The organism is Candidatus Pelagibacter sp. PS_06 (genome assembly GCF_059418045.1).
On sequence record NZ_CM182078.1, the window covers coordinates 237,236 to 261,519 of the forward strand.

Below are 24,284 nucleotides of genomic sequence, written 5' to 3' on the forward strand. Positions count from 1 at the left end.
TACATTATTATTTTAAAATTTGCATACAAATTATCTATTTGACCCATTTTAGACACTAATAAGCTTATAAAGAATAATGTGTTAAATTTTTTCTTTGATTTTTTTCTCTTTATTAATATTTACATTGTCTTACAACTTATAATATAATTTTTTAAAAGTTAAAATTAATGAACAATCCATTTACAAATTTATTCAAAAAAAAAACTGATAGCACACAAGATATTACACCCCAAACATCTTCTACTAATAAAAAAGAGAGTTTTTTTAGTAAATTTTTTAAAAATAAATTAGGTAAATCTTCTGTAAAAGGAGAAGAGGTTATTGGTGTAGATTTTTCTTCTAATGAAATTAGACTTGCACAAATAAATTCAGATAAATCAAATCAATGGATTTTACAAAAATTTTACGCTCATAAGTTTGAGGGTATCCCCGAAGACGCAAATATTTTAGACCATCAAGATAAAATTGCAGACGAATTAAAAATAGCATTACAAAAAGGAAAATTTGACACATCAAATGCAGCAATAGCCATACCAGTAACAAGTGCGATTATTAGAGTAGTAACAAGTCCTTTAATGACCGATGAAGAATTGAACAATGCTGTGAAAACAGATTCTTTATGGGAAAATTTAGTTCAACTTACAGATAACTTGGATGATTATTCTATTTTTCATCAAGTGATAAATAGAGACACCACTGGAAACACAATGGATATTCTTTTCGTTGCTTCAAAACTTGCAGATATAAATAGTTATACAGATATTGTTGAAAAAGGTGGACTAAACGCAGTTATAATTGATGTAAAATGTTTTGCATTAAAATCTGCAGTTGATCAAATTAATCAAATCTCAGGTACCATTGATGATTCAAATTTAACGGCCGTGTTAGAGTTCGGTTTAGATGAAAACTACGTGATGATTTTGTATGAAAATAATCCAATTATAACAGATATATTTATAAGAGGTCAGGATAGAAAAACTTTAGTTGAAAGTGACAATCCTGAAGAGATGGACGCACTTGTAAGAAGGTATATAACCCAAGTGAAACAAGCAGTGCAAGATTTTGAGACCAAGTATGAAAAAAGAATAAGAAATTTAAAAGTAACTTCAAATTTAGAAAATGTTGAAACTTATCTAGCTAGTTTTAGAAAAAATTTAGTGAACACGGGTTTTAATTTATTTGATCCTTTAGATGGAGTTAAAATACCAGCTCAATTGGAAGAAAGTATTAATCTAACAAATCGTTCTCACTTATCAACAGTTATAGGTTTGGCGTTTAGAAAGTTGGATGTTTTTGGTTATTTCAAATTTGTAACAGCAGTTAAAAATATTAACCTTCTTCCAAACAGAGACACAATGATGAAACAAAAAAGAGCAAAAGCTTTTTCTAATTTTGCTTTTAAGGGAATCGTTGGAATTGTATCAATAGTGTACGTTGTTTTATTTGGACTATCATTTTGGCAAATCAATTCATTAAATAGTAAGATTGCTGATTATGATCAAGTAGTTCAAAATCATGAAATGAAATCTTTAGAAGCCTCTAAGGCTGCTAAAGAACTTGGCCAACTAAAGAAAGCATTACAGTTAAGCAAATCTATTAAATCTAATAAAAAAATTAGTTTTAGAGTATTAGCGCAGATTGCATCCGCAGTGCCAAAAAGGGTTAAATTTTTAAAATTAGATTATAATGGTACCAATCAAATAATAATTGAAGGTTTGGCTTCAAATGACCAGGATATTCTTAAGTTAATCAGTAATTTAAATAATAAAAAGCTTATATCTCAAGCCTCTCTTGCAAGCATGTTGTTACCCAATTCGAACAACAGCGCTAATAACAATATGAAAGGTTTTATTATAATGTGTAAATTGGAGAAAGTTTAATGGATCTAAATAATATTACAGTTGATAGTTTAAAAGAGAAGTTTGCTGCATTTGATAGAAAAACTCTAATAAAATTTGGAATTGGAATTGGTGCAATAATTTTATTTTTAGTTATTTATTTTGCGATTTTAAAACCAATGGTGGATGAACGTAAAGCAAAGTATGCTGACAAAACTCTAAAAATTCAAGAGATACAGCAATTTGAAAATGATATTGTCTCCATTAAATCTCAAATTAAAAAAATTGAGCCCATTGTTAAAAAAAATTCAACCTTGTTTCACTCAAAAGCTGAAGTTGAGGGATTGTATGATAGTCTAAGTAGATTTGCATCAAGACATAGCTTAGTCATTTCAAAAATTACAAAAAAGAAAGCAGTGCCTGTACTTAAGCCAGGTATTGCAAAACAAGCAGAAGGACTATTAAAGCAAAACCAAATTTCATATTATCGAATACCTGTAGATTATGAAATAAGGGGTAATTTTTTAAATTATATAAAATTTAAAAGATCGGTATCTAAAGCAAAAAAAATGCTAAACTTTGATAAAGAGTTGATTAACGTTGTTCAAAACGATAAGAATGGAGCAATTACTGTAAACGGAGAATTAACCATTGTAGGATTACCAAATGAATTTTTTTAAAATCTTATTAACACTAATCTTTTTACTTTTTTCAACTGCTTCGTTCAGTGATAATCATAAAGCAGCAAGTGATGTAGCGTTAAGTGATGAAGCTAAACAAATGCTTGAAGAAATAGACGAGGATGAAGTTCCATTAAATGATCCGTTTGCTGGAAATGAAGGTTCAGCTAGTGGAGCAGCAGGTGTGAACATTTCTGAAGAAGAACAAGAAGACGAAATGAGTTTATATAAATTTAAACTTGCAGGCTTGATTTCTGGAAAAGGCAGTAGTTATATTTCATTGGTAAATTCTAGTGGAGAAGTAATTTCAGTTACACTTGGTCAGTATCTTGGAAAAATTAAACTCGTAGATTTAAGATTAAATGAAGCTATTTTTGAAAAAGATGATAAAAAATTTATCATCATAGATTTTAACAATATTATTAGAGAAGCAGATGAATATTAAATCTTTTACAAAATTATTTGGAATTATAATTTTTGGTTTAATTATCAGTGGTTGCTCTACTCAATTTCAAAATAAATATAATAAACCATTTAAACACAATACACCTTTGATTAAGGAAAATATTAAACAGAATGGTAAAGCTGAAATTCAAAAAACTTTAGAACTTGGCCCAAAACCTGCTAAGGGTAAAAAAGTTTATGGAAAGAGAAAAAAAATATCTTCAGAGGCTCAAAGAAATTACTTATTAATTCCAGATACGTTCCCACTTTTAAAACAGAGAGTTACATTTAAATTTAAGAACTTAGATTTTAAAGAAACAATGATGTTAATGGGCAAAGTTGGTGAAATTAATGTATTGGTTGGTGACGAAGTCGCAGGCTCAATAACAGCTGAATTAATTGATGTGCCTTGGGATAAAGCCTTTCAAGCACTTCTTGATATGAAGAATTTTGCTTCAGATATTGACGTAAACTCGAATCTTATAAGAGTGCATTCTCCTGATACTTTAACTTCTCAAGAAAACTACAAGTCGGACAGAGCTCAAGCTGTTAGAAGAAAAGTTGAGCTAGAAGACAGTGTTGAGCCGATTATATCTGAGATTTTCAGACTTTATTATATAACTCCTGAGCAAGCTAAAGAAACTTTAGAAGAATTATTTACTCAAAGATCTGGAGACAGCTCTTATATTCCCATTCAAGTTACACAGGAAAAAACTACAAGATCAATTATTGTAAGAGGTAAAGAGAAAGATTTAAATGTAGTTGACAAATTAATTAAAGAGATTGACGTAAGAACTAAACAAGTTTTAATTGAAGCGTTTATCGTTGAAGCTAATTCAGATTTTGAAAAAGCTCTTGGTACAAGACTAGGTGGATATTATTTAAGAGGGGGTAGAAATATTGGAGGAGTTGCTGGAGCAAGTTCAGGAAGTGCTGATGGTACGGATTTAAATTCAGTTGCTAATCTTGGTTCTGCAACAGATAGTATAACTAATTTTGCAGCAACGGGTGCAACAAGTGGAATTGGAATATTAAAAAGAACGGGTAGTGCAGTTTTAAAAGCTGAAATTACAGCATTAGAGTCTATGGGACTAGGTAAAACAATTTCAAACCCAAAAGTATTTACATTAGACAACCAATCAGCAACAGTTACGCAAGGTGAAGAAATTCCTTATCAAACAACATCTGAGGGAACAACCTCAACCTCATTTAAAGAGGCGGCATTAAAGCTTGAGGTTACACCAAGTATAATTGGTGATGGGAATGTTTTATTAAGTATAAAAGTAAATAACGATACCCCTAATAGATCTGCTGGTGGAGATGAACCACCTATAAACAAAATGGAAATTGTGACAAAATTATTGGTTGCAGATGGAGATATTGTTGTAATTGGTGGTATTAAAAAGAACGTTCAAGCTGAGAGCAAAGAACAAACCCCAGGTGTAGGAAATTTGCCAGTTATTGGAAATCTATTTAAAGGTAAAACAAGTTCTGATAACTTAGATGAATTGTTGGTGTTTATTGCTCCAAGAATTTTATAATGATAGACATTAGTAGAGAGTCAGAAATTAACTTAATAAACATCTTAATTGATCAAGACATAATTTCTGGAAAAGATTTACTTGATATAAAGAAAGCATCAGCAGATGGAGAAAAATCACAACTTGATGCAGTTTTTGAACTAAAGATTACAGACGAGGATAAAATTTTAGACCTTCTTGTAAAAGAACAGTCTTTACAAGTTGTAAGTTTAAAAGATCTAGCAGTTGCTCCAGAAATAAGATCAATTCTTCCATCGAATTACATTAGAATGAATTTTATTGCACCATTTAAAATGGAAGGCAACACTCTTCATATTGCGATCTCAGATAGTTCAAAATTAAGTCTAATGAGAAATTTAAAAACTATTACGAAAAAAAACATCGAACTTCATGCCGGTAAAGTTACCGAAATTTCAGATTTTATTCAAAAACTCTTGAAAGAGGGAGAAACTACAATTGAAGCCATCCAAAAGGCTAATAAAGAAAAAATACAAACTTTTGACTATGAGGTTGATGAAAGTGCTGAGGTATTAGATGAAACACCTGAAGAAGATATAGAAGCATTAGAAAATGAGTCTGAAGTTATAAAATTTAGTACAGCAGTTGTTGCTGAAGCTATTAAATCAGGAGTATCTGATATTCATATTGAACCTTACAGATTTAGTTCAAGAGTGAGATATAGATTGGATGGAATGTTGAAAGAACAAGAACATTTTTCAAAGTTTCTTCATTCAAATTATGGAGCAGTTGTAACCAGATTTAAAATTATGGGTAAACTTGATATTGCAGAAAGAAGGTTACCACAAGATGGAGCCATTCCTTTTAAAATTGATGGTAAAGTAATTGATCTTCGTCTTTCAATGTTGCCTACAGCAACCAATGAAAGAATTGTAATGAGGGTTCTCAACAAAGACGCTGGAGATATAAGTTTAGAACAATTAAATTTTGAAGAAAATGATCTTAATATTTTAAGAAAAGCAATTCATGGAACTCAAGGATTAGTATTAGTAACTGGTCCAACAGGATCTGGTAAAACCACAACTCTTTATAGTATTTTAAAGGAAGTATCTAAACCTCACTTAAATATTTTAACTGCAGAAGATCCAGTGGAGTATGAACTTGATGGTGTTGGACAAGTTCAAATTAAAGATGATATTGGTTATGATTTTAATAGAGCACTTCGATCTTTCCTAAGACAAGATCCAGAAATTATTCTTGTTGGGGAAATGAGGGATAAAGAAACGGTTGATATCGGATTGAAAGCTGCATTAACAGGTCACTTAGTATTTAGTACGCTTCACACTAATGATGCCCCAAGTTCAATCACTAGATTACAAAACATGGGAACGCCTGATTATCTAATTTCAGCAGCATGTACTTTGGTACTTGCACAACGTTTAGCTAGAAAAACTTGTACAGAATGTAGAGAGCCCGATACGGATGTAACTCCTAAAGTTTTAGAAGAGTTTGGATTTACACCAGAACAATCTTCAAGAGCTAAAGTTCTTATAGGAAAAGGTTGTACAAGATGTAGTGACTCAGGATACAAAGGAAGAATGGGTATATATGAAGTATTAAATGTCACTAAACCAATTAAAGAAGGGATATTAAGAAAAGCAACCACACCAGAGCTTAAGGAGATCGCAAAAAAAGAGGGCTTTAGACCAATGTCTGAAATGGGTAGAGAAATGATTTTGTCTGGAGATTTAAGTATAAGAGAATTCGATAGAGTTCTATCAACGGAGTAATAAGGTTATGTCATCAGAAACATTCACGTACAAAGGAATTTCAGCAGGTAAATATGTTGAAGGGACAATTGAAGCATTAAGTCAAGATGAAGCTAATTTTAAGCTTAAAGAGCAAAAAATTATTATTACCAATATTAGTAAATCCAAAAAAAAAGCTGCTGCGAAGAAGAAAAGTGGTGGGGGATCATCTTTTTTTAAAAAGAAAGTTAAGCCTGAAGATGTTGTAATTTTTTCTAAACAGTTCGCAACTATGGTAAAAGCAGGATTACCAATTTTAAATGTTTTGGGCATGCTACGTGACCAATTAGAACACCCAGAGTTAAAGATAATTGTTGAAGAAATTAGAAAAAACCTTGAAGGTGGTCTTACATTATCTAAATGTTTTGAAAAATACCCTAATATTTTCGATAATATTTATATCAATCTTATTAAAGCTGGTGAAGCCAGTGGAAAATTAGATATTTTTTTAATGAAGTTAGTAGAGTCTCTTGAAAAAAGAGAAAAAGTTAAGAAGAAAATTAAAGGTGCTTTAACTTATCCAATTGTAATGTTTACGGTTGCAATCACAGTAATGGTTTTTATGTTAATCAAAGTAGTTCCTGTTTTTGCTCAAATGTATGAAGGTATGGGTGTAGCATTACCAACTTCAACAGCAGTAATTATGACAGCTAGTGATTTTATGAGAGGAAGAGGTGGTTTGACCTTATTTATTGTAATACTAGTTTTTTATTTTAGCTTTAAATATCTTACAAATAATATTCCAAAAGTAAGATATTGGTGGCATGGTAGAGTTTTAAAGATGCCAGTTTTCGGTGATATGATTTTAAAGTCATTGATCGCTAGAGTTTCACTAATTATGGGAAATCTAAGTTCTGCGGGTGTAAATTTATTAGAAAGTTTAGAGATCGCTAAACAAGTAAGTAATAACGATGTCGTAACTCTTGCAATAGAAAACGTAAAAAAAGGTGTTTTTTCAGGAGATACACTTACAAAATTATTTTTAAAAGAACCAACTTTTCCACCAACCTTTAGTCAATTAATTTCAGTTGGAGAACAAACTGGAAATTTAGATGAAATGTTTAATTCAGTTTCAAGTTATTATGAGGAAGAGTTCGATACAGCAGTTGATAACATGGCTAGCTTAATAGAACCGATCATGATCGTATTTATGGGTACTATGATTGGTGGGCTAATGATTGCGATGTACTCACCAATATTCAATGTTGGTTCAATTATTGGACAATAAATTTAATAATTTTTTATTAAAATTAAGTGATTTACCCAATCGGTTGCAGCTGTTTTAAATACGACTTCATCCATAATCTGTCCTATAAAAAAAGTTCCTAAACCACCTGGTTTAATATCATTAACATTTCTAGGTTTGATATTTGATGGTATTGCAGGCACTCCTTTGTCATATAAATCAATTTTTAATTGATTATTATTAAAATTAATTTCAACTTTTAAATTATCTGAAGTTTCTTGCCCACTATAAGCATGTTTAACAATATTTTGAGCAGCTTCTGCTAGCGCCAACACCACATCATCGCTTGATGATTTAAAGATATCATGTTTAGCAAGTGCTTCTCTTGCAAAACTTCTTATCTCTTTTAAACTTGATGAATGAACTGAAAATTCTTTACTTTCAGAAAAAGTCATTATTCTATGATTAATATCTGTTCGAGTTTGGCCATCATTATTACTTTTAAGACTGATTTACTAATTTCCTTTAGCACAACTCTATTTCCAAGCTCAGCAGCTTTTTGATGACTTTCAATTAGAACAGAAATTCCAGAAGAATCCATGTATTGAACTTCTTTAAGATTAAGATGAACCTCTTTGCCACTTTCGATTAAAGGCATAATCACTTCTTTTGCCTTTTCGGTTACATCCATATCAATTTCACCATCTAAGTGAACTGTTGCTATGTTTCCATCTTCTGTAATTTTGTATGACATTCGTTTCTATATCATAAATAATTGATTTTTCTAAAAAAAAAGTAAATTTAATGATAAATGACCCATAATTAGCACTTGAATAATTGTTGATTATATAAAATGATGTAAATGTTAAAGAAATTAATTAATTAATATAAGGAATATTCAAAATGAAGAATAAACAAAAAGGTTTTACTTTGATTGAGCTACTTGTTGTTGTAGCAATCATTGGTATTCTAGCTGCCGTTGGTGTTGTTGCTTACTCAGGTTACACATCAAGTGCGAAAAAATCAGCAGCAAAATCAAATCACTCTGCAGTATTGAAGTATGTTGCCGCTGAATTAAAGAAATGCAACATTCAAGGTGGAGGAATGGCCATGAAAGATAAAGATGGTGTTGAAAAGCTTACTTGCTCTAGTGTTAATACGCCTGGTGCAGTTGCAACTGCAGCTATTGCCGCTCTTAATGATTTTAAAAACTCATATGGTGAAGTAAATGGTTCTAATGTAGCAGTTGTGACAGGAACAAATACAGCACCAACTTGCAGCACAACTAATAAAGGGCAAACAGCAGTTCATGATGATGGAGCCTCATTCTATGTTTTCACATGTTTTGATATTGCATCAGCAACTGAAACAATGTTGTTATCTAACCAAACAGTTGTAGAGTAGATAATACTTTAAATTTTGTATATGACTACTAGGAGATCAGGTTTTACTTTAATTGAACTTCTAGTAGTCGTAGCAATTATTAGCATAATCGCTGCAATAGGTTTTGTTGCATACAGCGGTTATGTAGAGGCAGCTAAAAAGAAAACAGCTGAAAATGCAATGATGCAGCTGTCCTTAGCACAAACAGAATATTATTCAGAAAACTCATCTTATTACGGAGTTAGTTCAGGGTCTACTTGTTCCCCAACATCTGCAACGTCTGATGCTGTGGAAGCAGCATTAATTGAGGGAGCGGAATTGTTTACAGATGAGTTAGATTACAATGTCTGTATCATAGAAAATAATACAAGAAATTATTATATTGTATCCGAAAGAAATGGTGGCGGATGTAAGATTAAACTTGATGGCAAACAAGTATTTACCAGAGAAGGTTGCTAGATCTATTAAATGATCATAGAAAAATTTAAAAAATTTATAATTCATTTTTTTAAGGGTGAACTAGACCTTAACACTAAGATTGTAATCACAGTAAGTTTGGTATGGATTATTTTCATAGGATATTTAACCTGGTGGAATGGTCTTAAAAGTTTTGCTGTAGATAAGAGTTTTAATTGGGATGAGTGGTTTTGGTTTGGAATTCTACCTGCGGTTGCTCCTTATATATTTTATTTTCTTTGGAAAAAAAAAGATCAAGAAGATCAATAAATCTCATTTTTAGTTCAAATAAGAGACTAATTTGGTCACCTTTAACATAGATTAAATACTTCATAGCAGTTAAGAATTGTTTAGATTAACAAAGGAAAATTATGAAAAAAATATATTTGTCATTATTTTTATTAATTTTTTCAACCAATGTTTTTGCTGCTCAAACACAAATTGCTCAAGTAAATGGTATGATGTGTATTAAGTGTCAAAAAATGGTAACCAAGGCACTTCAAGCCGCAAGTCCAAATGCTACTGTTAAAGTTTCATGGCCTGAAGGTGTTGCAGTCTCGTCTTTTGAGGATAAATCTAATCTTTCAGATGAAGATTATAAGAAGGCAATTCTTGGAACTGGTTTTGAAGTAATTAAAGTAGTAAGTGTTGAAAAAATTATTACTGATGCCGGAGAAGCTAGAAAATTGGTTGATTAATTAAAATTATATTATGACTGCAGCTAATACACAGATATTGCTTGATAAGCTGCAGTCTAATATAGACCAGTTAGAACTTACTAATAAAGGAGCTTTAACTGCACTAGAATTTCGTTTAGACGCAATCTTACAAGCAAATTTAGATACCTTTTGGCTCTTAATCTGTGCAATCCTAGTATTTTTAATGCAAGCAGGCTTTATGTGTTTAGAGTCTGGTTTATCTAGAAGTAAAAATAGCATCAATGTTGCGCTTAAAAATATAACTGACTTTGGAATAGCAGTTGTAGTTTTTTGGGCGTTTGGTTTTGCATTAATGTATGGAACAAGTGTTTCAGGATTATTTGGTAATAAGTTTTTCTTCTTTACAACAAAAGTTGCGGGTTATCAAACTTACTTTGTCTTTCAGGCAATGTTTGTTGCAACAGCTGCAACTATTATCTCAGGTGCAGTTGCTGAAAGATTAAAGTTTTTTTCTTATATAATAATAACATTTTTAGCTTCAGGTTTTTTCTATCCAATTGTTGGTCATTGGTCTTGGGCGTTTAATTTTGAAAACCCTGAAGAAAAATTCGGTTGGTTGGGTCAATTAGGTTATTTAGATTTTGCAGGTGCTTCGGTTGTTCACTCTGTTGGAGGCTGGATTGCTTTATCTGTCTTGTTAATTGTAGGTAATCGTACAGGAAGATTTAGACAAGATGATACAAAAAAATCGTTTCAAGGTAGTAACACGCCGATAGCAGCACTTGGTGCTTTAATTTTATGGTTTGGTTGGTTTGGATTTAATGGGGGTGCGAATGGGGCAATGGATTTAAAAATTCCATTAATTTTAATTAATACTTTTTTATCTGCATCTTTTGGACTTATCTTTTCAAGTATCATGGGTATTCTAATTTTAAAAAAACCAGAACCATTATTTATGATTACAGGCCCGCTTGCTGGATTAGTTTCTATTACTGCATCATGCGCTTATGTAGATCCTGCTGATGCAATTTTAATTGGTAGTATCGGTGGAATTGTTTCGGGTTCAACAATTGTATTACTTGAGAAAGTTAAAATTGATGATGTGGTTAGTGCTATACCTGTTCATTTAGCTTGTGGGATGTGGGGAACCATTGCAGTTGCCTTGTTTGGAAATTTCGAAATGATGGGGGTTGAAAAAACAAGATTAGAACAATTGTATATTCAATTAATAGGAATAGTATCAATAGGTAGTTTTTGTTTTTTTGGATCTTATATAATATTTAAAACAATCAATTCATTTTTTCCACTTCGGGTTAGTAAAATTCAAGAAGAACTTGGTTTAAATATTTCAGAACATAATGCATCAACTGATACACATGAATTATTAGAGATATTAACTAAACAGGCAAAATCAGATGATTATTCAAGTAGGGCTCCACAAGATCCATTTACCGATAGTGGAATAATTGGCACACAATACAATGTGTTGATGGACAAACTAGAGCAATCAGAGAAACAAAAAAATAAATGGAAAAATAGAGTTTCTCAAGAAATAAAACTCGCAATGAATGTTCAAAAACGTTTGATGCCAAAAAGAGATATAGCAAATTACCCAATATTTGGATTGAATATTCCTGCAAGAGAAATTTCAGGTGATTTTTATGATTTTTATTTACACGATGATGAAGTGTATTTTACTTTATCTGATGTGTCAGGCAAAGGGGTTAATGCTGGAATGGTAATGGCTAAAGCAATTACTTTGTTTAAGATTTTTGCAAAACAAAAATTTAAGCCAAATGAAATTTTGTTAGAAATGAATAACGACTTAAAAGAAAGTAATCCAATAGGAACATTTATTACTTCAATTGTTGGAAGATACAATATGAAGACAGATTTAGTTGAAATTGCTAATGCAGGACATCAACCAGCTCTATTGAAAATTGGAAAAGAATTTAAAGAGTTTCCATCCAGCTCAATGCCATTAGCAGTAGCTAAGCACAAAAATGAAAGTGTTTATCAGTTAGAAAGTTTTAAATTAGATGGTGGTCGAGTTTATTGTTTTACAGACGGATTTTCTGAGTGCATGGATGAAAATAAACAAGAGATTGGGATTGAGGGTGTTAAGGATTTAATATTAAAGCATAAAAACCCATCCCTAAAAAAAGAGTTAGAAAATGCCACTGAAGAAATTAGATTAAAAACTTTAAAAACAGGAACCCTAGAAAAGGGAATTAAAGAAAATAATGATATTTTAGATGATGATTTGACAATTATCGGTATTGGAAATTAAAAAGATCAAAATGAGCACATAAGTTAATCAAAAAACTAAAATTTTTATTTTTTTTATTTAATATCCATATATTAGTCAGCATTATGATTAAAAAAATTAGCACCATTCTTTTTTTAATACTTCTTACAGGATGTACTCAAGACGTAGCTTTTCTTGGACCCACATTAACTTTTGTTTCAACAGGAAGCGTTGGTAGCGCGGTAATGTCAGGTGTTTTTAACACAGGAGTTAAACATAAAACTGGAAAAAATGTTAGTGAACACATGGTACAATCTCTGGATCAACCTTTAGATTGTTCTTTAGTAAACAGCAATGAACTTGATGGTGTTTTTTTTAACGATTATGGTGACTTTGATTGTCACTTAGTAGAAAATCAATAAAGTAAAAAATCATAATAAACTTATAATAAGATATTATATTTATAGTGTTTTAAAATTAATAGTTTGTTAACTTGGTTAGATGAATTCTAATCCTATTCGTTCTCAAAACTTCAAAGCATATTTTTATTTATTTTTTGCAACATTATTTTGGGCTGGAAATTTCACGATTGGAAAATTTGCTTTTATTGAAAATATACCTCCATATACATTATCTTTTCTAAGATGGCTTTTAGTTTGGCTAATATTATTTCCTTTTACCTATAAAGAGATCATAAAATTAAAAAGTGAAATATCTAAAAATTTAACTTTATTTTTTATTTTAGGTTTTAGTAGTGTTGGAGTTTTTTCAGCATTTACCTATAATGCTTTAGCGCACACCCAAGTAATTAATGCCTCTCTTTTTAATACTGCAATCCCCGCAATGATAATTTTAGTTTGCTTTATGCTTAAAATAGAAAAAACAAATATTTTTCAACTTTCTGGATTATTTATTTCTATGATTGGAATTTTAGTAATTATAACAAGATTAGATTTAAATATTTTACTTACTTTAAATTTTAATAAAGGTGATATTTATATGTTAATTGCAATTACTGCTTGGGGAATTTATTCAGCATCTTTAAAGAAAAGAAATTTTGAAATATCTTTATTAGCGCTTGTGCAAATTATTTGTTCCTTTGGGTTAATTCTTTTATTTCCAGCTTTTATTTTTGAAATGATGCAGGGTCAAATTGTTGAGATTAATAACAACCTTTTTTTAATTCTAATTTATGTAGCTATTTTTCCAAGTATTGGGTCTTATTATTGTTGGGCTGGTGCAGTTTCAATTATAGGTGCTAATAGAGCAGGAATTTTTTTATCATTAATCCCATTATTTAGTACAATATTTGCAATGATATTTTTTAATGAAAAATTTTTATTTTTTCATTTCATTGGATCAGTTTTAATTATATTAGGTTTGTTTTTATCAAACAAAAAAATTACAAATGCTTAAAGTTGCAATATTAGATGATTATCAAAACGTTTCACAAGAATTTGTGGACCTAAAAAAATTATCTGGAAAATATGAATTTAAAATTTTTAGTGAGCCTTTTGAAGATGAGGCGGATGCAATTGAGCAATTAGCTGATTTTGAAGCCTTATTAATCATGCGTGAAAGAACACCGATTACTAAAAATTTAATCGATAATTTGAATGACCTTAAATATATCATCACCAGCGGTTCTAGAAATAAAGCCATTGATTTAGAGGCTGCAAAAAAAAGAAAAATTGTAGTTTGTGGAACTGAAATTAATTTTAATCCAACGTGTGAACTTACGTGGGCTTTAATTTTAGGTTTATCTAAAAATTTAAAAACTGAAATTGATAATATGTACCAAGGATACTGGCAAACTACTGTTGGTTTTGAATTAAAAGGTAAAATTATCGGCTTAATTGGCCTGGGTAGAGTAGGTTCACAAGTTGCAAAAATTGCAAATGCTTTTGGGATGCAAGTAATGGCTTGGAGTGAAAATTTGGATTTAGATAAATGTAAAGATTTAAATGTACTGCCTTGTAGTAAAGAAGATTTAATTAAAACATCTGATTATATTTCAATCCATGTTCAAGGTGGAGATCGTTACAAAGATTGTATTACCATTAAAGAGTTTGATCAAATGAAGAAGACAGCTTTTCTAATTAATACATCACGTGGACCCATTGTAAATGAAGATGATTTGATAATTGCTTTATCAACCAATGTAATTATGGGAGCTGGAATTGATGTTTACGAGAAAGAACCTTTGCCAGAAGGAAATAAATTAAGATTTTTACCTAATGCATTACTTACTCCTCATATTGGTTATGTGACTGCTGAAAATTATAGTATTTTTTATACTCAGATGATTGAAGATTTAGAGGCTTGTGTAAATGATAAGCCTATTCGTGTTATTGAAAAATAATGGAGCTACCTGTAGTTAATCACAAAGATTATGTTGCACAAATTGGAGATGATCACAAGTTTCCAATTAATAAATTCGGTGAACTTGCTAAATACTTAATTAATCAAAAAGTAGTAAAAAAATTTCATAATCCTACTGCTTGTTCTTTTGAAACTTTGAATAGAGCTCATTCAGAAAATTATATTAATGATATCAAAAATAAAACTTTAGATAAAAATGGAATTAAAAAAATTGGTTTTCCATTGGTAGATAGTGTTGTTCAAAGATCATTAGTAGCAACTGGAGGAACTGTTTTGGCTTCAAAACTTGCTCTAAATTATGGAGTTGCATGCAACACTGCTGGAGGCAGCCATCATGCAAATTACAATGGTGGTGCTGGTTATTGTGTTTTTAATGATGTGGCGGTTGCTGCTCATTATTTATTGGATAGAGGGTTTGCCAATAGAATTTTGATTGTTGATTTAGATGTTCATCAAGGAAATGGAAATTCTGAAATTTTTAAAGATAATAGGCATGTCTTTACTTTTAGTATGCATTCAAAAACTAATTATCCTGCAAAAAAAGCAATAAGCGATCTGGATGTCGAACTTGAAGATAATCTAGAAGATGATGCTTATATAAAGACACTTAAATTTTATTTAAATGAACTTAATAATGAAAACTTTGACTTTGTTTTTTATATAGCAGGTGTTGATATTCATTTTAATGATCGATTGGGTAAATTAAAAGTTTCAGATGAAGGAGTAAAACAAAGGGACGAATTAGTAATTGAAAATTTTTCTTCAAAAAGAATACCAATCTGTGGTGTTTTAGGAGGAGGGTATAATAAAGATTTCAATAAATTAGTAGAATTACATTCTATATTACATCAATCATGTGCTAAATTGATTTAGTTTATGACAAAAAAAATTAATCCAAACTTAACAGCTGAACAAAAACTCGTTTTATTTGAAGATGGAACAGAAATGGCTGGTACTAGTGAGCTTAATCATGAAAAAAGAGAAGGAAGTTATCACTGCACTAACTGTGGAGAAAAATTATTTGATTCAAATACCAAATATGAAAGTGGATCTGGTTGGCCTTCATTTTATGAGTCTTTACCAGAAGTGTTTGAAACTAAAACAGATCATCACTTAGGTTATGCAAGAACTGAGTACCATTGTAAAAAATGTGGAGGACATCATGGACACATATTCGAAGATGGTCCAAACCCCACAGGCAAAAGATACTGCAACAATGGAGTTTGTTTAGTTTTTAAACCAAAAATATAAAATGATTATTAAGTATATTAGCTTTTTAGTTGGTATTATTTGGTCATACTCAATTATAAAAACTCAATCAATTTTTAGCAAAAAAGCTGGAATAATTTTTAAGATTTTTATTAGTAATATTTCCTGGCTTACTTTGATTGCAGCTTGTTATTTTGGATATAAAAATTTTTCAATCAAATTAACAATTTATGGAATTATTATTGGTTTTGTTTTGGTAAATATCAGTTTTTATTTTTCCAAAAAATATATAAATCAAACATTTGATAAAAAAAAAATAGAGTCTTTTAAAAATTTTTTTGAATATACTTTAATTTTGTGGGTAATTTATTACGTATTATTTTAAAAGATCTTGCAATTTATTTTCTTTTTCTAGTGCTCTTGTTTCGTCGTATCCACCAATGTGCTGATCATCAAAAAAGATTTGAGGAATAGTTCTTTTACCGTTAGCTCTTTTAATCATTTCATCCATGGCACCGTCAACACTAGAAATATCAATTTCTTTATATTCAATGTTGTTTCTAGTTAATAATCTTTTTGCTGCATCACAGAAGTTGCAAAGAGGACCTGTATAAATAGTTACTGATTTCATGGGTTATAGATAGTCATTCTTTTTGATTTTACTAGCTATTTCTTTTCTAGAGTACTCAAACTTTTTTCTATGTTTAATACTTTTTTGATTAACTCTTTTTCTCCACAATCTAAATGAAGCAGGTTTTACAGATCTTCGCATAATTTTAATTACTTCAGACTCTGTCTTTCCAGTTTTTTTTTCTATTTCCTCAAAGGTAATCCTATCTGCCCAGGCAGCCCAAATAATCCAATCCGGGTCATTAACTGCTGGCTCAGGATTCTTAACTCTTGTGATGGGGGTGTGACCTTTTTTTTTCATAAATCCTTTATATTTGAAAAAAATGATTAATGCATTTTTTTTAGAGCATGATATTATAGGTCTTGATAGTCCATCTTAGCCATCTTTAGCTCCCGGTTTTTTTGGACTATCTTCCTTAAAATGTACCCCTTAAATTATTTTCTATTTCTTCAAATAATTCTTTTTTTGTTTATTACTCCTGGAACACCACGGATAGTAATCATTTCCTATTCTATGAATTATGGAATTCAAAAGTGTATCTGGACCGCTCTTGGAGATGTTACTGCTAATATTATTCAAGCAACTTTAGTAATTTTTGTAATTGGTTCTTTTTTTTCAGAAAACTCAGCTTTGCTTAATGCATTTAAATGGATTGGAGTAACTTACATTTTATATTTAGCTTATGATCTTTATAATTCTAAGCCAAAAGATATTAATTCTAAAAATATTAATTCAAAAAGTTTTTTTTCTTTTTTTAAAGATGGGTTTTTGGTTGCAGGTACAAGTCCAAAGGCTTGGATGTTTTTTCCATTAATTTTCCCCCAATTTATTGATTTTAATTCAAATTATTTTGTTCAATTTATAATTTTGATCACAACTTATGTTGTCTTAGATTTTTTATCTTTAATTGCTTATGCTTTACTTGCGCAAAAATTAATTAAATGGATAAAAGCAAACCCAAAAACTATTAATACAATTTCTGCGAGTGTTTTAGTAATCATTGCAGGTATTATTGTTGTAACACAGCAATATTAACTTATTCAGCGGGTCTTTATTGACACTTGCAATAACGCTAATTTCTTTATTAAATTAACTATTAATTAATTATTAACAATAGGAAATAAAAATGAAATTAAATAAAATAATCTTAAGTTTTATTTCTGCATTAGCAATTTTATTATCTTCATCAACCACTTCTTTTGCAAAGGTTGTAGGTGACAAGATAGTTTTAGGATCTGCTATTTCATTAACTGGTAAATATTCATCTAATGGTGTTCATACTCAAAACGGTTACAACATGGCCGTTGATAGAATTAACAGCATGGGTGGTGTTAAAGTTGGTGGAAAAACTTATAAGTTTGAAATCATTTATTATGATGATGAGTCAAACCCTAAGAGAGCAGCTCAACTTGCAGAAAGATTAATCTCACAAGATGGTGTTGAATATATGCTTGGACCATATAGTTCAGGTTTAACAAAAGCGATCGCTCCGGTAACAGAGAAATATGGTGTTCCAATGGTTGAAGCAAATGGTGCATCTAGATCTTTATTTACTAAAGGTTACAAATATCTGTTTGCGGTCCTTGCACCAGCAAACTTATATCTTGATGTAGCCATAGATTTAGCAGTTGAAAAAAATGGTGGTAAACCAGTTTCAGTTGCAATGGCTTTTGAGCAAGATGCTTTTTCTCAAGACGTTAGATTAGGTGTTTTAGAAGCAATCAAAAGAACAGGTTCAAAAAAGGTAATAGATGACAAGTTACCAAAAGAACTAAATGATATGGCAGCAACTTTAGCAAAAGTAAAAGCTGTTAAACCAGATGTTCTTGTAGTTTCAGGTCACACCAAAGGCGCCTTAACAGCTGTTAGACAAATTGCTGAAATGAAAGTTGATGTACCAATGCTTGCAATGACACACTGTGATGCTGCGAAATTATCAAAACAACATGGTAAAAATTCACAGTATGCATTATGTGCTTCACAATGGCATAAAACATTAACCTACAAAGATAATTTTTTTAAAGATGGTATGACTTATGATGCTGACTTTAAAAAATTATTTGATTATGCGCCACCTTATCAAGCAGCTGAGTCTTCAGCAGCTTTATTGGTTTTTAAAGATGCATTTGAAAGAGCTAACTCATTTGACAAAGTAAAAGTTAGAGATGCTCTTGCAGCTACTGATATGCAAACTTTTTACGGAAACATAAAATTTGCAGAAGGTGGTCAAAATGTTGATAAGCCAATGGTGTTATTCCAAGTAATGTGTGATGGGGATAAATGTGAAAACAAAGTTGTTGCTCCAACTAAATGGGCTTCAGCTGAGTTAATCCATCCAATACCTTCTTGGTCTAAAAGATAATAACTAATATGTAAAATGCTCCCTAGCAATAGGGAGCGTTTTTATATAATAAGTTTTAAAATTTATTTAGAAAGTTTCAGCAAAGTTTATGGATCTACTTATATTTCAGGTACCAATTTTAATGGTTCAAGCTTCATTAGACGGAATATTGCTTGGAATTTTGTTTGCACTTATAGCTTATGGAATGGCTCTTCAATGGGGAGTGATGAACATAATAAATATTGCACAAGGAGATTTAGTAATTCTTGGGGGCTACATTACTTATTTTATGTACCTTTCGGGGATACACCCAGCTTTAGGCGTAATAGTAGCTCCAGCCATAATGTATTTTGTAGGTGTGGGTCTTTACAAATTAGTGATTAATAAAGTTGTAGATAGAGATTTATTCATTTCAATACTTGCTACATTTGGAATTAGCATACTATTCATGCAGTTAATGAACTTTGCATTTGGTGCAGATGTCGTTCTTGCAAATTCTGAATTTGGAACAACAATGTTATTTAATAATTCAGTTACACTTCCAAATTCTAAATTATTTTCAGCACTTATAAGTATTATTTTTGCAATAGGGCTTGTTGTTTATATGAAAAAATCAAAGCTAGGTCGAGCAATTAGAGCTACTGCTCAAAATGCAAGAGCAGCAAAGATTTTAGGCGTTGATACAGAAAAAGTTTATGCAGCAACATTTGGAATTAATGCTGCACTTTGTGGTGTAGCAGGTGCATTAGTTGCTATTACATTCACAATTCACCCTTATATGGGTTTACCTTATACAATTAGATCTTTCATGATTGTTATTATTGCTGGATTAGGAAATTTACCAGGAGTGGCAGTTTCGGGGATGGGTTTAGGAATGTTTGAAGAATTTGCTGATTATATTCTTGGAACTGAATTTAGAATAGGCTCGGTATTTTTATTATTAGTTTTAATTTTAGTTTATCGAAGATTTAAGCTTTCTAAAAAAAGAGAGTATTTAAAATGAAAAATAATAATATCATTCTATATGCTGCAATATTAATTTTTGGAGTTCTTGCACCTTTTATGCTTCCAGCATTTAAAGTTCAATTATCAATTCTTTGTATATTAATTGTTTTAGCATTAACTTGGAATATCCAAGGTGGTGAAATGGGTTATAATTCTTTTGGAAATATTCTTTTTTATGGTCTTGGAATGTATATTTGTGCCTCTGTTCAAGTAGGTATGTTTTTTCCATTAGCAGAATGGACAGAAAGTGGTGGAGAAAAAACTTTTGTGCATACACCTACGCAATTTTTTCAAGGTATGGCATTTGGGCTTTTAGCAGCAGCAATTATACCAGCGATAGTTGCTGGTTTAATTGGTTATGCAATTTTAGGACTTAGAGGACATTATTTTGCAATTTGTACATTGGGTCTTGGTGTAGCTGCGGGTGAAATTTCTGGTGGTATAGAAATTATAGGAGCAGGACAAGGTTTCACAACGCCTCCGTTTCCTGAAATTGGAAGTTTAGAATCAAGAGGACAATTTTTTTATTTTCTAAGCTTTATAGTTCTAGTGTTAACTTTTGTTGTAGTAAAATCAGTTTACTCAACCAGGTTTAGATTGGTACTTAATGCAATAAGAGACAATGAGGACAAAGCTGAAGCGATGGGTATCCAAACAATGAAATATAAAATCATTGGTTGGATGATATCAGCTTTCTTCTGTGGTTTAGCTGGTGGGATCATGGGAGGATTAGTTGGTTATATTGACTCAACAGATGTTGCGTTTGATGGAAGAGAAATGGGTGTGTTCATGGTTTTAATGGCAATACTTGGAGGCAAAGGAACGCTATGGGGACCTGTTATTGGTGCAACTTTATTTCACTTATTTAAAGAAGGTTTCTGGACTTATTTTTTAGGATGGCAGTATGTTGCGTTAGGTGTGCTGATCGTTGTAATTGTAATTTATTTCCCAGAAGGATTGATGGGATGGCTTAGAGAAAAGTATCCAGAGAGATTTGGTGAAGTCGTAGATGAAGCTGATCGTAAAGCACAGGTAGAATTAAAGTGAGTATTTTAGAAGTAAATAATGTCAGCAAATCTTTTGGTGGTGTAAAAGCTAATGTTGATGTTTCGATGTCAGTTGAAAAAGGAAAAATTGTTGGTTTAATTGGACCGAACGGATCAGGTAAAACAACTCTATTTAACTCAATTGTTGGAACTTATCCTATTGATACTGGGTCAATTAAATTTAATAACAAAGAAGTATCTGAATTACCAGTTCCAGTTATAGCAAAACTTGGTTTGCTTAGAACATTTCAACAAACAAGAATTTATGGAAAATTAAATTGTATAGACAATATGTTAATCAGTCATAAAGGAAGCGATGAAAGTTTAATTACGATATTTTCTAAAATTCCTAAAGATTTAACAGATAAAGCAGAAAATTTATTAAGCTTCGTTGGTCTTTATCAAAAAAGAAAACTGAGAGCAGGAGATTTGTCGTTTGGACAACAAAAATTATTAGAGCTTGCAATGGCTTTAATGAATGAGCCAGAAATGCTTTTATTAGATGAGCCTACAGCTGGAATAAATCCAACTTTAATAAATGGAATTATAGATAGATTAATTAAAGTAAATCAAGACTTTGGTATCACTCTTTTAGTTATTGAGCACAATATGAGGGTGATCATGCAATTAGCTGAAGATATTTTTTGTTTAGCTCATGGAAAAATGTTAGCTAATGGACCTCCAGATGAAATTAAAAATGATAAGCGTGTAATTGATGCTTATTTGGGAGCACAATAATGTCAAATCAATACGAAGTATTAGGGAAAGCACCAACTCCAGATGATTTAAAAAAATTATCTCCAAATGAAGTTCACCTAACAATTAAAAATTTAAATGCAGGTTATGGTAAAATGGAAATTTTACATAATTTTGATTTGTTTGTTAACAAGGCGCAGTCCCTATGTTTGATTGGACCAAATGGTGCAGGTAAATCTACAATACTTCATTCGATATACGGATTTACAAATATTTTTTCCGGCCAAATAGAAATAGATGGAAAAGAAATTACCAATTTATCACCAGCTGAAAAACTAAAGTCAGTAGGGGTAGCTTATATTCTTCAAGATAATTCTGTATTTCCAGATATGACAGTGGAAGAAAATTTATTAATGGGTGGGTATATTAAAGACAAAACTGATGAGTCTTACGAAGAGGCGGAAAAGATTTTTGAAAAGTATGAAAGATTGAGAAACCGAAGAAATCAACCAGCAAAAGTTTTATCTGGTGGTGAAAGAAGATTGTTAGAAATATCAAGAGCTTTGGTAATGAAGCCATCAGTATTATTAGTTGATGAACCATCAATTGGTTTAGAACCTAGATACATTGACATGGTTTTTGAAATTCTAAAAGATCTTCAACAAAATGAAAAAAAAACAATTATTCTTGTAGAACAAAATGCTAAAAAAGGTTTAGAATTTGCTGATATAGGTTACGTTTTAGTTTCAGGCCAAACAGCTATTGCTGGAAAAGGTGATGAATTATTAAGTAATCCTGATGTTGGTAGACTATTCCTTGGTGGCTAATGATTAATAAAGAATTTTTCTTTAAAGGTTTTAAATCCATTTTAGCTCCTGATAGCCCAGCCATAGCACTTGGTTGTTGTTTTATTGCAATTGGAGCTCTTCTTAAAAATTTAGGATTTAATATTCAAGAAAGTATTTTTTCTACAATGCTTACTTATGCTTTGCCTGGTTCTCTGGTAATGGCCGAGTCATTGTTGGTTGGGGCATCTTTATTGAATATATTTTTAGCTGTCTGGTTTGTTAATGCTCGATTATACCCAATGACTGTTTCTTTATTCCCATTAATGATGCACAAAAGCCAACCAAAATGGAAATACTATTTCTCCTGTCATTTTATTGCAGTCTCAGCATGGCTAATAATGAAAAGCAATTACAAAAATATTGAAAAAAAACATAGAATAGATTTTTGGATTGGAATTGGCTCAGCAACATGGACTACAGCTGTAATTGGTACATTTATTGGTTTCTATGCATCTGATTATTTGGATAAAAACATAATGATCGGTCTAGCAATTCTAAATCCGATTTATTTTTTATGTATGATGGTAGGAGCAATGAAGACTATCCAAATAGGAGCCTCAGTAATTTTAGGTTTATTGTTAGGACCAATATTTTATTTTTTGTCTCCAGAATGGTCAATTTTACTTGGTGGACTTGTAGGTGGGACTATTGCATATTTTATAGGAGAGCTAAATGTCAATTAATGTTGTTCTTGCGATCTTAGTAACATCATTAGCAACTTTTTCTTCTAGATTCTTAGGAGCAGTTTCTTCAGAAGGAATAAAAGAAACGTCAAAATTATTTAGATGGTTTAATTGTTTGGCTTATTCAACATTAGCTGCTTTGATTGCTAGAACAATTATTTTTCCAGTTGGAGTGTTGTCTGATGCAAGCTATTTAAGTAGAGCAATAGTGGTATTATTTTGTTTATTTATATTTTTTATATCTAAAAGAAATTTTGTTTATCCAACAGTAATTTCTGCTATCATAATGGCATTACTAAGCGAGTACTTATAATGGAAAAAATTGCCGGTCTATCAATTTCAGAACTCGATAATTCAAAAAGAATAATTAAGATTGAAATAGAAAATGAAATTATTGAAAAACTAATTTTTCCTTTCAATAAATTTGATTTAACAGCACTAGAGCTGAAACCTTTTACACGGTTTACTATTGCAAAAAGTTTTGATGATTTGACAGATAATAAATTAAGCAAATTAATGAATTCTATAATTAGGGATAGATCTAAAGGATGTTTTGTAATTGGTCCAAAAAATATCACATCAAAAATTAATGGCAATTTTCTAGTTAAACTATCTACTGCAATTGCTCATTTGATTGGAATTCCAAATCATGACTCTATGGCTGGAAAATATTATGCAAGATTTACTGTTAAGCATGAGGATAAAAGCGACTCATATTTAAGAAAAGCTTATACAAATATGGATCTTCATACAGACGGAACTTATGTCAAAGAAGTTACAGACTGGTTATTAATGACTAAAATTGATGAACAGAATGTAGAAGGTGGAGAAACAGCAATGTTACACCTTGATGATTGGGAACATTGTGAAGATTTATATAATGACCCTATTGGTAAACAGAGTTTTATTTGGGGCTCACCAAAAAGTAAAAATATAAACTATAAAGTAGAGCATCCAGTATTTTCTTCTGACGCTGATGGTAAACCTACTATTTCTTACATAGATCAATTTCCTGAGCCAAAAAATATGGAACAAGGTAATTTTTTACAAAGATTGTCAGATGGCTTAGAGGAAAGTAAAAACAAAACTATTACCAAATTACCTGTTGGATCTGTAATAATTGCTAATAACTACTTCTGGCTTCATGGAAGAAAACCTTTCAAAGAAAATGAAGAATTAAGTAGAGAATTGTTAAGAATTAGAGGCTCTTTTTTTATTAATTAATTCAATATAATCAATATA

The 24,284-nt window shown here is 30.8% G+C and carries 30 protein-coding genes; 26 read left to right on the forward strand and 4 right to left on the reverse strand.

Annotation, left to right across the window (positions count from 1 at the left end; all coding sequences use genetic code 11):
• The first annotated feature begins 167 nt into the window (after positions 1–167).
• Genes pilM through AC5SLZ_RS01220 form a run of 6 tightly spaced genes read left to right on the forward strand, consistent with a single transcriptional unit; the run spans position 168 to position 7,497 of the window.
• Positions 168–1,880 carry a pilus assembly protein PilM gene (gene pilM, locus AC5SLZ_RS01195; RefSeq protein ID WP_494615823.1) on the forward strand — a complete coding sequence of 571 codons (1,713 nt, stop codon included), beginning with the start codon at positions 168–170 and terminating at the stop codon, positions 1,878–1,880.
• Positions 1,880–2,518 carry a pilus assembly protein PilO gene (locus AC5SLZ_RS01200; protein WP_028036374.1) on the forward strand — a complete coding sequence of 213 codons (639 nt, stop codon included), beginning with the start codon at positions 1,880–1,882 and terminating at the stop codon, positions 2,516–2,518. The genes pilM and AC5SLZ_RS01200 overlap by 1 nt, the downstream gene beginning before the upstream one ends.
• Entirely contained in the window at positions 2,505–2,963 is a 459-nt protein-coding gene (locus AC5SLZ_RS01205; RefSeq protein WP_494615824.1) for a hypothetical protein, read from the forward strand. Before AC5SLZ_RS01200 ends, AC5SLZ_RS01205 begins: the two co-directional genes overlap by 14 nt.
• The gene (gene pilQ / locus AC5SLZ_RS01210; RefSeq protein ID WP_155242570.1) at positions 2,953–4,503 is read left to right on the forward strand and encodes a type IV pilus secretin PilQ; all 1,551 of its coding nucleotides are present in this window, start codon (positions 2,953–2,955) and stop codon (positions 4,501–4,503) included. The genes AC5SLZ_RS01205 and pilQ overlap by 11 nt, the downstream gene beginning before the upstream one ends.
• Positions 4,503–6,251, forward strand: a complete 1,749-nt coding sequence (locus AC5SLZ_RS01215; RefSeq protein ID WP_494615826.1) for a GspE/PulE family protein — start codon at positions 4,503–4,505, stop codon at positions 6,249–6,251. Before pilQ ends, AC5SLZ_RS01215 begins: the two co-directional genes overlap by 1 nt.
• 7 nt (positions 6,252–6,258) lie before the next feature.
• Positions 6,259–7,497, forward strand: coding sequence for a type II secretion system F family protein (locus AC5SLZ_RS01220; protein ID WP_494615827.1), 1,239 nt, complete (start codon positions 6,259–6,261; stop codon positions 7,495–7,497).
• Positions 7,498–7,499: 2 nt separating this feature from the next.
• Here AC5SLZ_RS01220 and AC5SLZ_RS01225 read toward each other — a convergent pair whose 3' ends face one another.
• Together AC5SLZ_RS01225 and AC5SLZ_RS01230 are read right to left on the reverse strand one after the other, a co-directional pair.
• On the reverse strand, positions 7,500–7,910 hold the full coding sequence (locus AC5SLZ_RS01225; RefSeq protein ID WP_028036379.1) for an ATP-binding protein: 411 nt from the start codon (positions 7,908–7,910) through the stop codon (positions 7,500–7,502).
• Positions 7,910–8,209, reverse strand: a complete 300-nt coding sequence (locus tag AC5SLZ_RS01230; RefSeq protein ID WP_028036380.1) for an STAS domain-containing protein — start codon at positions 8,207–8,209, stop codon at positions 7,910–7,912. The genes AC5SLZ_RS01225 and AC5SLZ_RS01230 overlap by 1 nt, the downstream gene beginning before the upstream one ends.
• A gap of 149 nt (positions 8,210–8,358) precedes the next feature.
• Between AC5SLZ_RS01230 and AC5SLZ_RS01235 the strand changes: the two genes are divergently transcribed.
• The 11 genes from AC5SLZ_RS01235 (at position 8,359) to AC5SLZ_RS01285 (ending at position 16,177) form a co-directional block, all read left to right on the forward strand.
• Positions 8,359–8,859 (forward strand): pilin, encoded by a 501-nt coding sequence (locus AC5SLZ_RS01235; RefSeq protein ID WP_494615828.1) that lies wholly within the window; start codon positions 8,359–8,361, stop codon positions 8,857–8,859.
• 21 nt (positions 8,860–8,880) lie between these two features.
• Entirely contained in the window at positions 8,881–9,297 is a 417-nt protein-coding gene (locus AC5SLZ_RS01240; RefSeq protein WP_494615830.1) for a prepilin-type N-terminal cleavage/methylation domain-containing protein, read from the forward strand.
• A gap of 9 nt (positions 9,298–9,306) precedes the next feature.
• The gene (locus AC5SLZ_RS01245) at positions 9,307–9,564 is read left to right on the forward strand and encodes a hypothetical protein (protein WP_028036382.1); all 258 of its coding nucleotides are present in this window, start codon (positions 9,307–9,309) and stop codon (positions 9,562–9,564) included.
• Between the two features lie 101 nt (positions 9,565–9,665).
• On the forward strand, positions 9,666–9,992 hold the full coding sequence (locus AC5SLZ_RS01250) for a heavy-metal-associated domain-containing protein (RefSeq protein ID WP_155242571.1): 327 nt from the start codon (positions 9,666–9,668) through the stop codon (positions 9,990–9,992).
• Positions 9,993–10,005: 13 nt separating this feature from the next.
• The gene (gene amt, locus AC5SLZ_RS01255) at positions 10,006–12,243 is read left to right on the forward strand and encodes an ammonium transporter (protein ID WP_494615831.1); all 2,238 of its coding nucleotides are present in this window, start codon (positions 10,006–10,008) and stop codon (positions 12,241–12,243) included.
• Positions 12,244–12,326: 83 nt separating this feature from the next.
• A complete protein-coding gene (locus tag AC5SLZ_RS01260; protein ID WP_494615832.1) occupies positions 12,327–12,623 on the forward strand; it encodes a hypothetical protein in 297 nt (98 codons plus the stop codon).
• Between the two features lie 79 nt (positions 12,624–12,702).
• Positions 12,703–13,617, forward strand: coding sequence for a DMT family transporter (locus tag AC5SLZ_RS01265; protein WP_494615833.1), 915 nt, complete (start codon positions 12,703–12,705; stop codon positions 13,615–13,617).
• Positions 13,610–14,563, forward strand: a complete 954-nt coding sequence (locus AC5SLZ_RS01270) for a D-2-hydroxyacid dehydrogenase family protein (protein ID WP_494615835.1) — start codon at positions 13,610–13,612, stop codon at positions 14,561–14,563. Before AC5SLZ_RS01265 ends, AC5SLZ_RS01270 begins: the two co-directional genes overlap by 8 nt.
• Entirely contained in the window at positions 14,563–15,456 is an 894-nt protein-coding gene (locus tag AC5SLZ_RS01275) for a histone deacetylase family protein (RefSeq protein WP_028036387.1), read from the forward strand. The genes AC5SLZ_RS01270 and AC5SLZ_RS01275 overlap by 1 nt, the downstream gene beginning before the upstream one ends.
• Positions 15,457–15,459: 3 nt before the next feature.
• Positions 15,460–15,834, forward strand: coding sequence for a peptide-methionine (R)-S-oxide reductase MsrB (gene msrB / locus AC5SLZ_RS01280; RefSeq protein WP_028036388.1), 375 nt, complete (start codon positions 15,460–15,462; stop codon positions 15,832–15,834).
• 1 nt (position 15,835) lies between these two features.
• Positions 15,836–16,177 carry a hypothetical protein gene (locus AC5SLZ_RS01285; protein ID WP_028036389.1) on the forward strand — a complete coding sequence of 114 codons (342 nt, stop codon included), beginning with the start codon at positions 15,836–15,838 and terminating at the stop codon, positions 16,175–16,177.
• Here the strand turns inward: AC5SLZ_RS01285 and grxC are convergent.
• Together grxC and AC5SLZ_RS01295 are read right to left on the reverse strand one after the other, a co-directional pair.
• Positions 16,169–16,423 carry a glutaredoxin 3 gene (gene grxC, locus AC5SLZ_RS01290; RefSeq protein WP_028036390.1) on the reverse strand — a complete coding sequence of 85 codons (255 nt, stop codon included), beginning with the start codon at positions 16,421–16,423 and terminating at the stop codon, positions 16,169–16,171. The genes AC5SLZ_RS01285 and grxC overlap by 9 nt on opposite strands.
• 3 nt (positions 16,424–16,426) lie before the next feature.
• Positions 16,427–16,723, reverse strand: coding sequence for a TIGR03643 family protein (locus tag AC5SLZ_RS01295; protein WP_028036391.1), 297 nt, complete (start codon positions 16,721–16,723; stop codon positions 16,427–16,429).
• Between the two features lie 213 nt (positions 16,724–16,936).
• Between AC5SLZ_RS01295 and AC5SLZ_RS01300 the strand changes: the two genes are divergently transcribed.
• From AC5SLZ_RS01300 to glaH, 9 genes are all read left to right on the forward strand, one after another.
• Positions 16,937–17,458: a LysE family translocator gene (locus AC5SLZ_RS01300; RefSeq protein WP_494615836.1), complete on the forward strand. Its 522-nt coding sequence runs from the start codon at positions 16,937–16,939 to the stop codon at positions 17,456–17,458.
• Positions 17,459–17,549: 91 nt separating this feature from the next.
• Positions 17,550–18,785, forward strand: a complete 1,236-nt coding sequence (locus AC5SLZ_RS01305) for an amino acid ABC transporter substrate-binding protein (protein ID WP_028036393.1) — start codon at positions 17,550–17,552, stop codon at positions 18,783–18,785.
• Between the two features lie 88 nt (positions 18,786–18,873).
• Positions 18,874–19,767, forward strand: a complete 894-nt coding sequence (locus tag AC5SLZ_RS01310) for a branched-chain amino acid ABC transporter permease (RefSeq protein WP_028036394.1) — start codon at positions 18,874–18,876, stop codon at positions 19,765–19,767.
• Positions 19,764–20,816 (forward strand): branched-chain amino acid ABC transporter permease, encoded by a 1,053-nt coding sequence (locus AC5SLZ_RS01315; RefSeq protein WP_494615839.1) that lies wholly within the window; start codon positions 19,764–19,766, stop codon positions 20,814–20,816. Before AC5SLZ_RS01310 ends, AC5SLZ_RS01315 begins: the two co-directional genes overlap by 4 nt.
• Positions 20,813–21,553, forward strand: coding sequence for an ABC transporter ATP-binding protein (locus tag AC5SLZ_RS01320; protein WP_494615840.1), 741 nt, complete (start codon positions 20,813–20,815; stop codon positions 21,551–21,553). Before AC5SLZ_RS01315 ends, AC5SLZ_RS01320 begins: the two co-directional genes overlap by 4 nt.
• The gene (locus AC5SLZ_RS01325) at positions 21,553–22,338 is read left to right on the forward strand and encodes an ABC transporter ATP-binding protein (protein WP_028036397.1); all 786 of its coding nucleotides are present in this window, start codon (positions 21,553–21,555) and stop codon (positions 22,336–22,338) included. Before AC5SLZ_RS01320 ends, AC5SLZ_RS01325 begins: the two co-directional genes overlap by 1 nt.
• The gene (locus tag AC5SLZ_RS01330; protein ID WP_028036398.1) at positions 22,338–23,042 is read left to right on the forward strand and encodes an AzlC family ABC transporter permease; all 705 of its coding nucleotides are present in this window, start codon (positions 22,338–22,340) and stop codon (positions 23,040–23,042) included. Before AC5SLZ_RS01325 ends, AC5SLZ_RS01330 begins: the two co-directional genes overlap by 1 nt.
• Entirely contained in the window at positions 23,032–23,355 is a 324-nt protein-coding gene (locus tag AC5SLZ_RS01335; protein WP_028036399.1) for an AzlD domain-containing protein, read from the forward strand. The genes AC5SLZ_RS01330 and AC5SLZ_RS01335 overlap by 11 nt, the downstream gene beginning before the upstream one ends.
• Complete coding sequence (glaH, locus tag AC5SLZ_RS01340) at positions 23,355–24,266, forward strand: glutarate dioxygenase GlaH (RefSeq protein ID WP_028036400.1); 912 nt, start codon at positions 23,355–23,357, stop codon at positions 24,264–24,266. The genes AC5SLZ_RS01335 and glaH overlap by 1 nt, the downstream gene beginning before the upstream one ends.
• Positions 24,267–24,284: the final 18 nt, after the last annotated feature.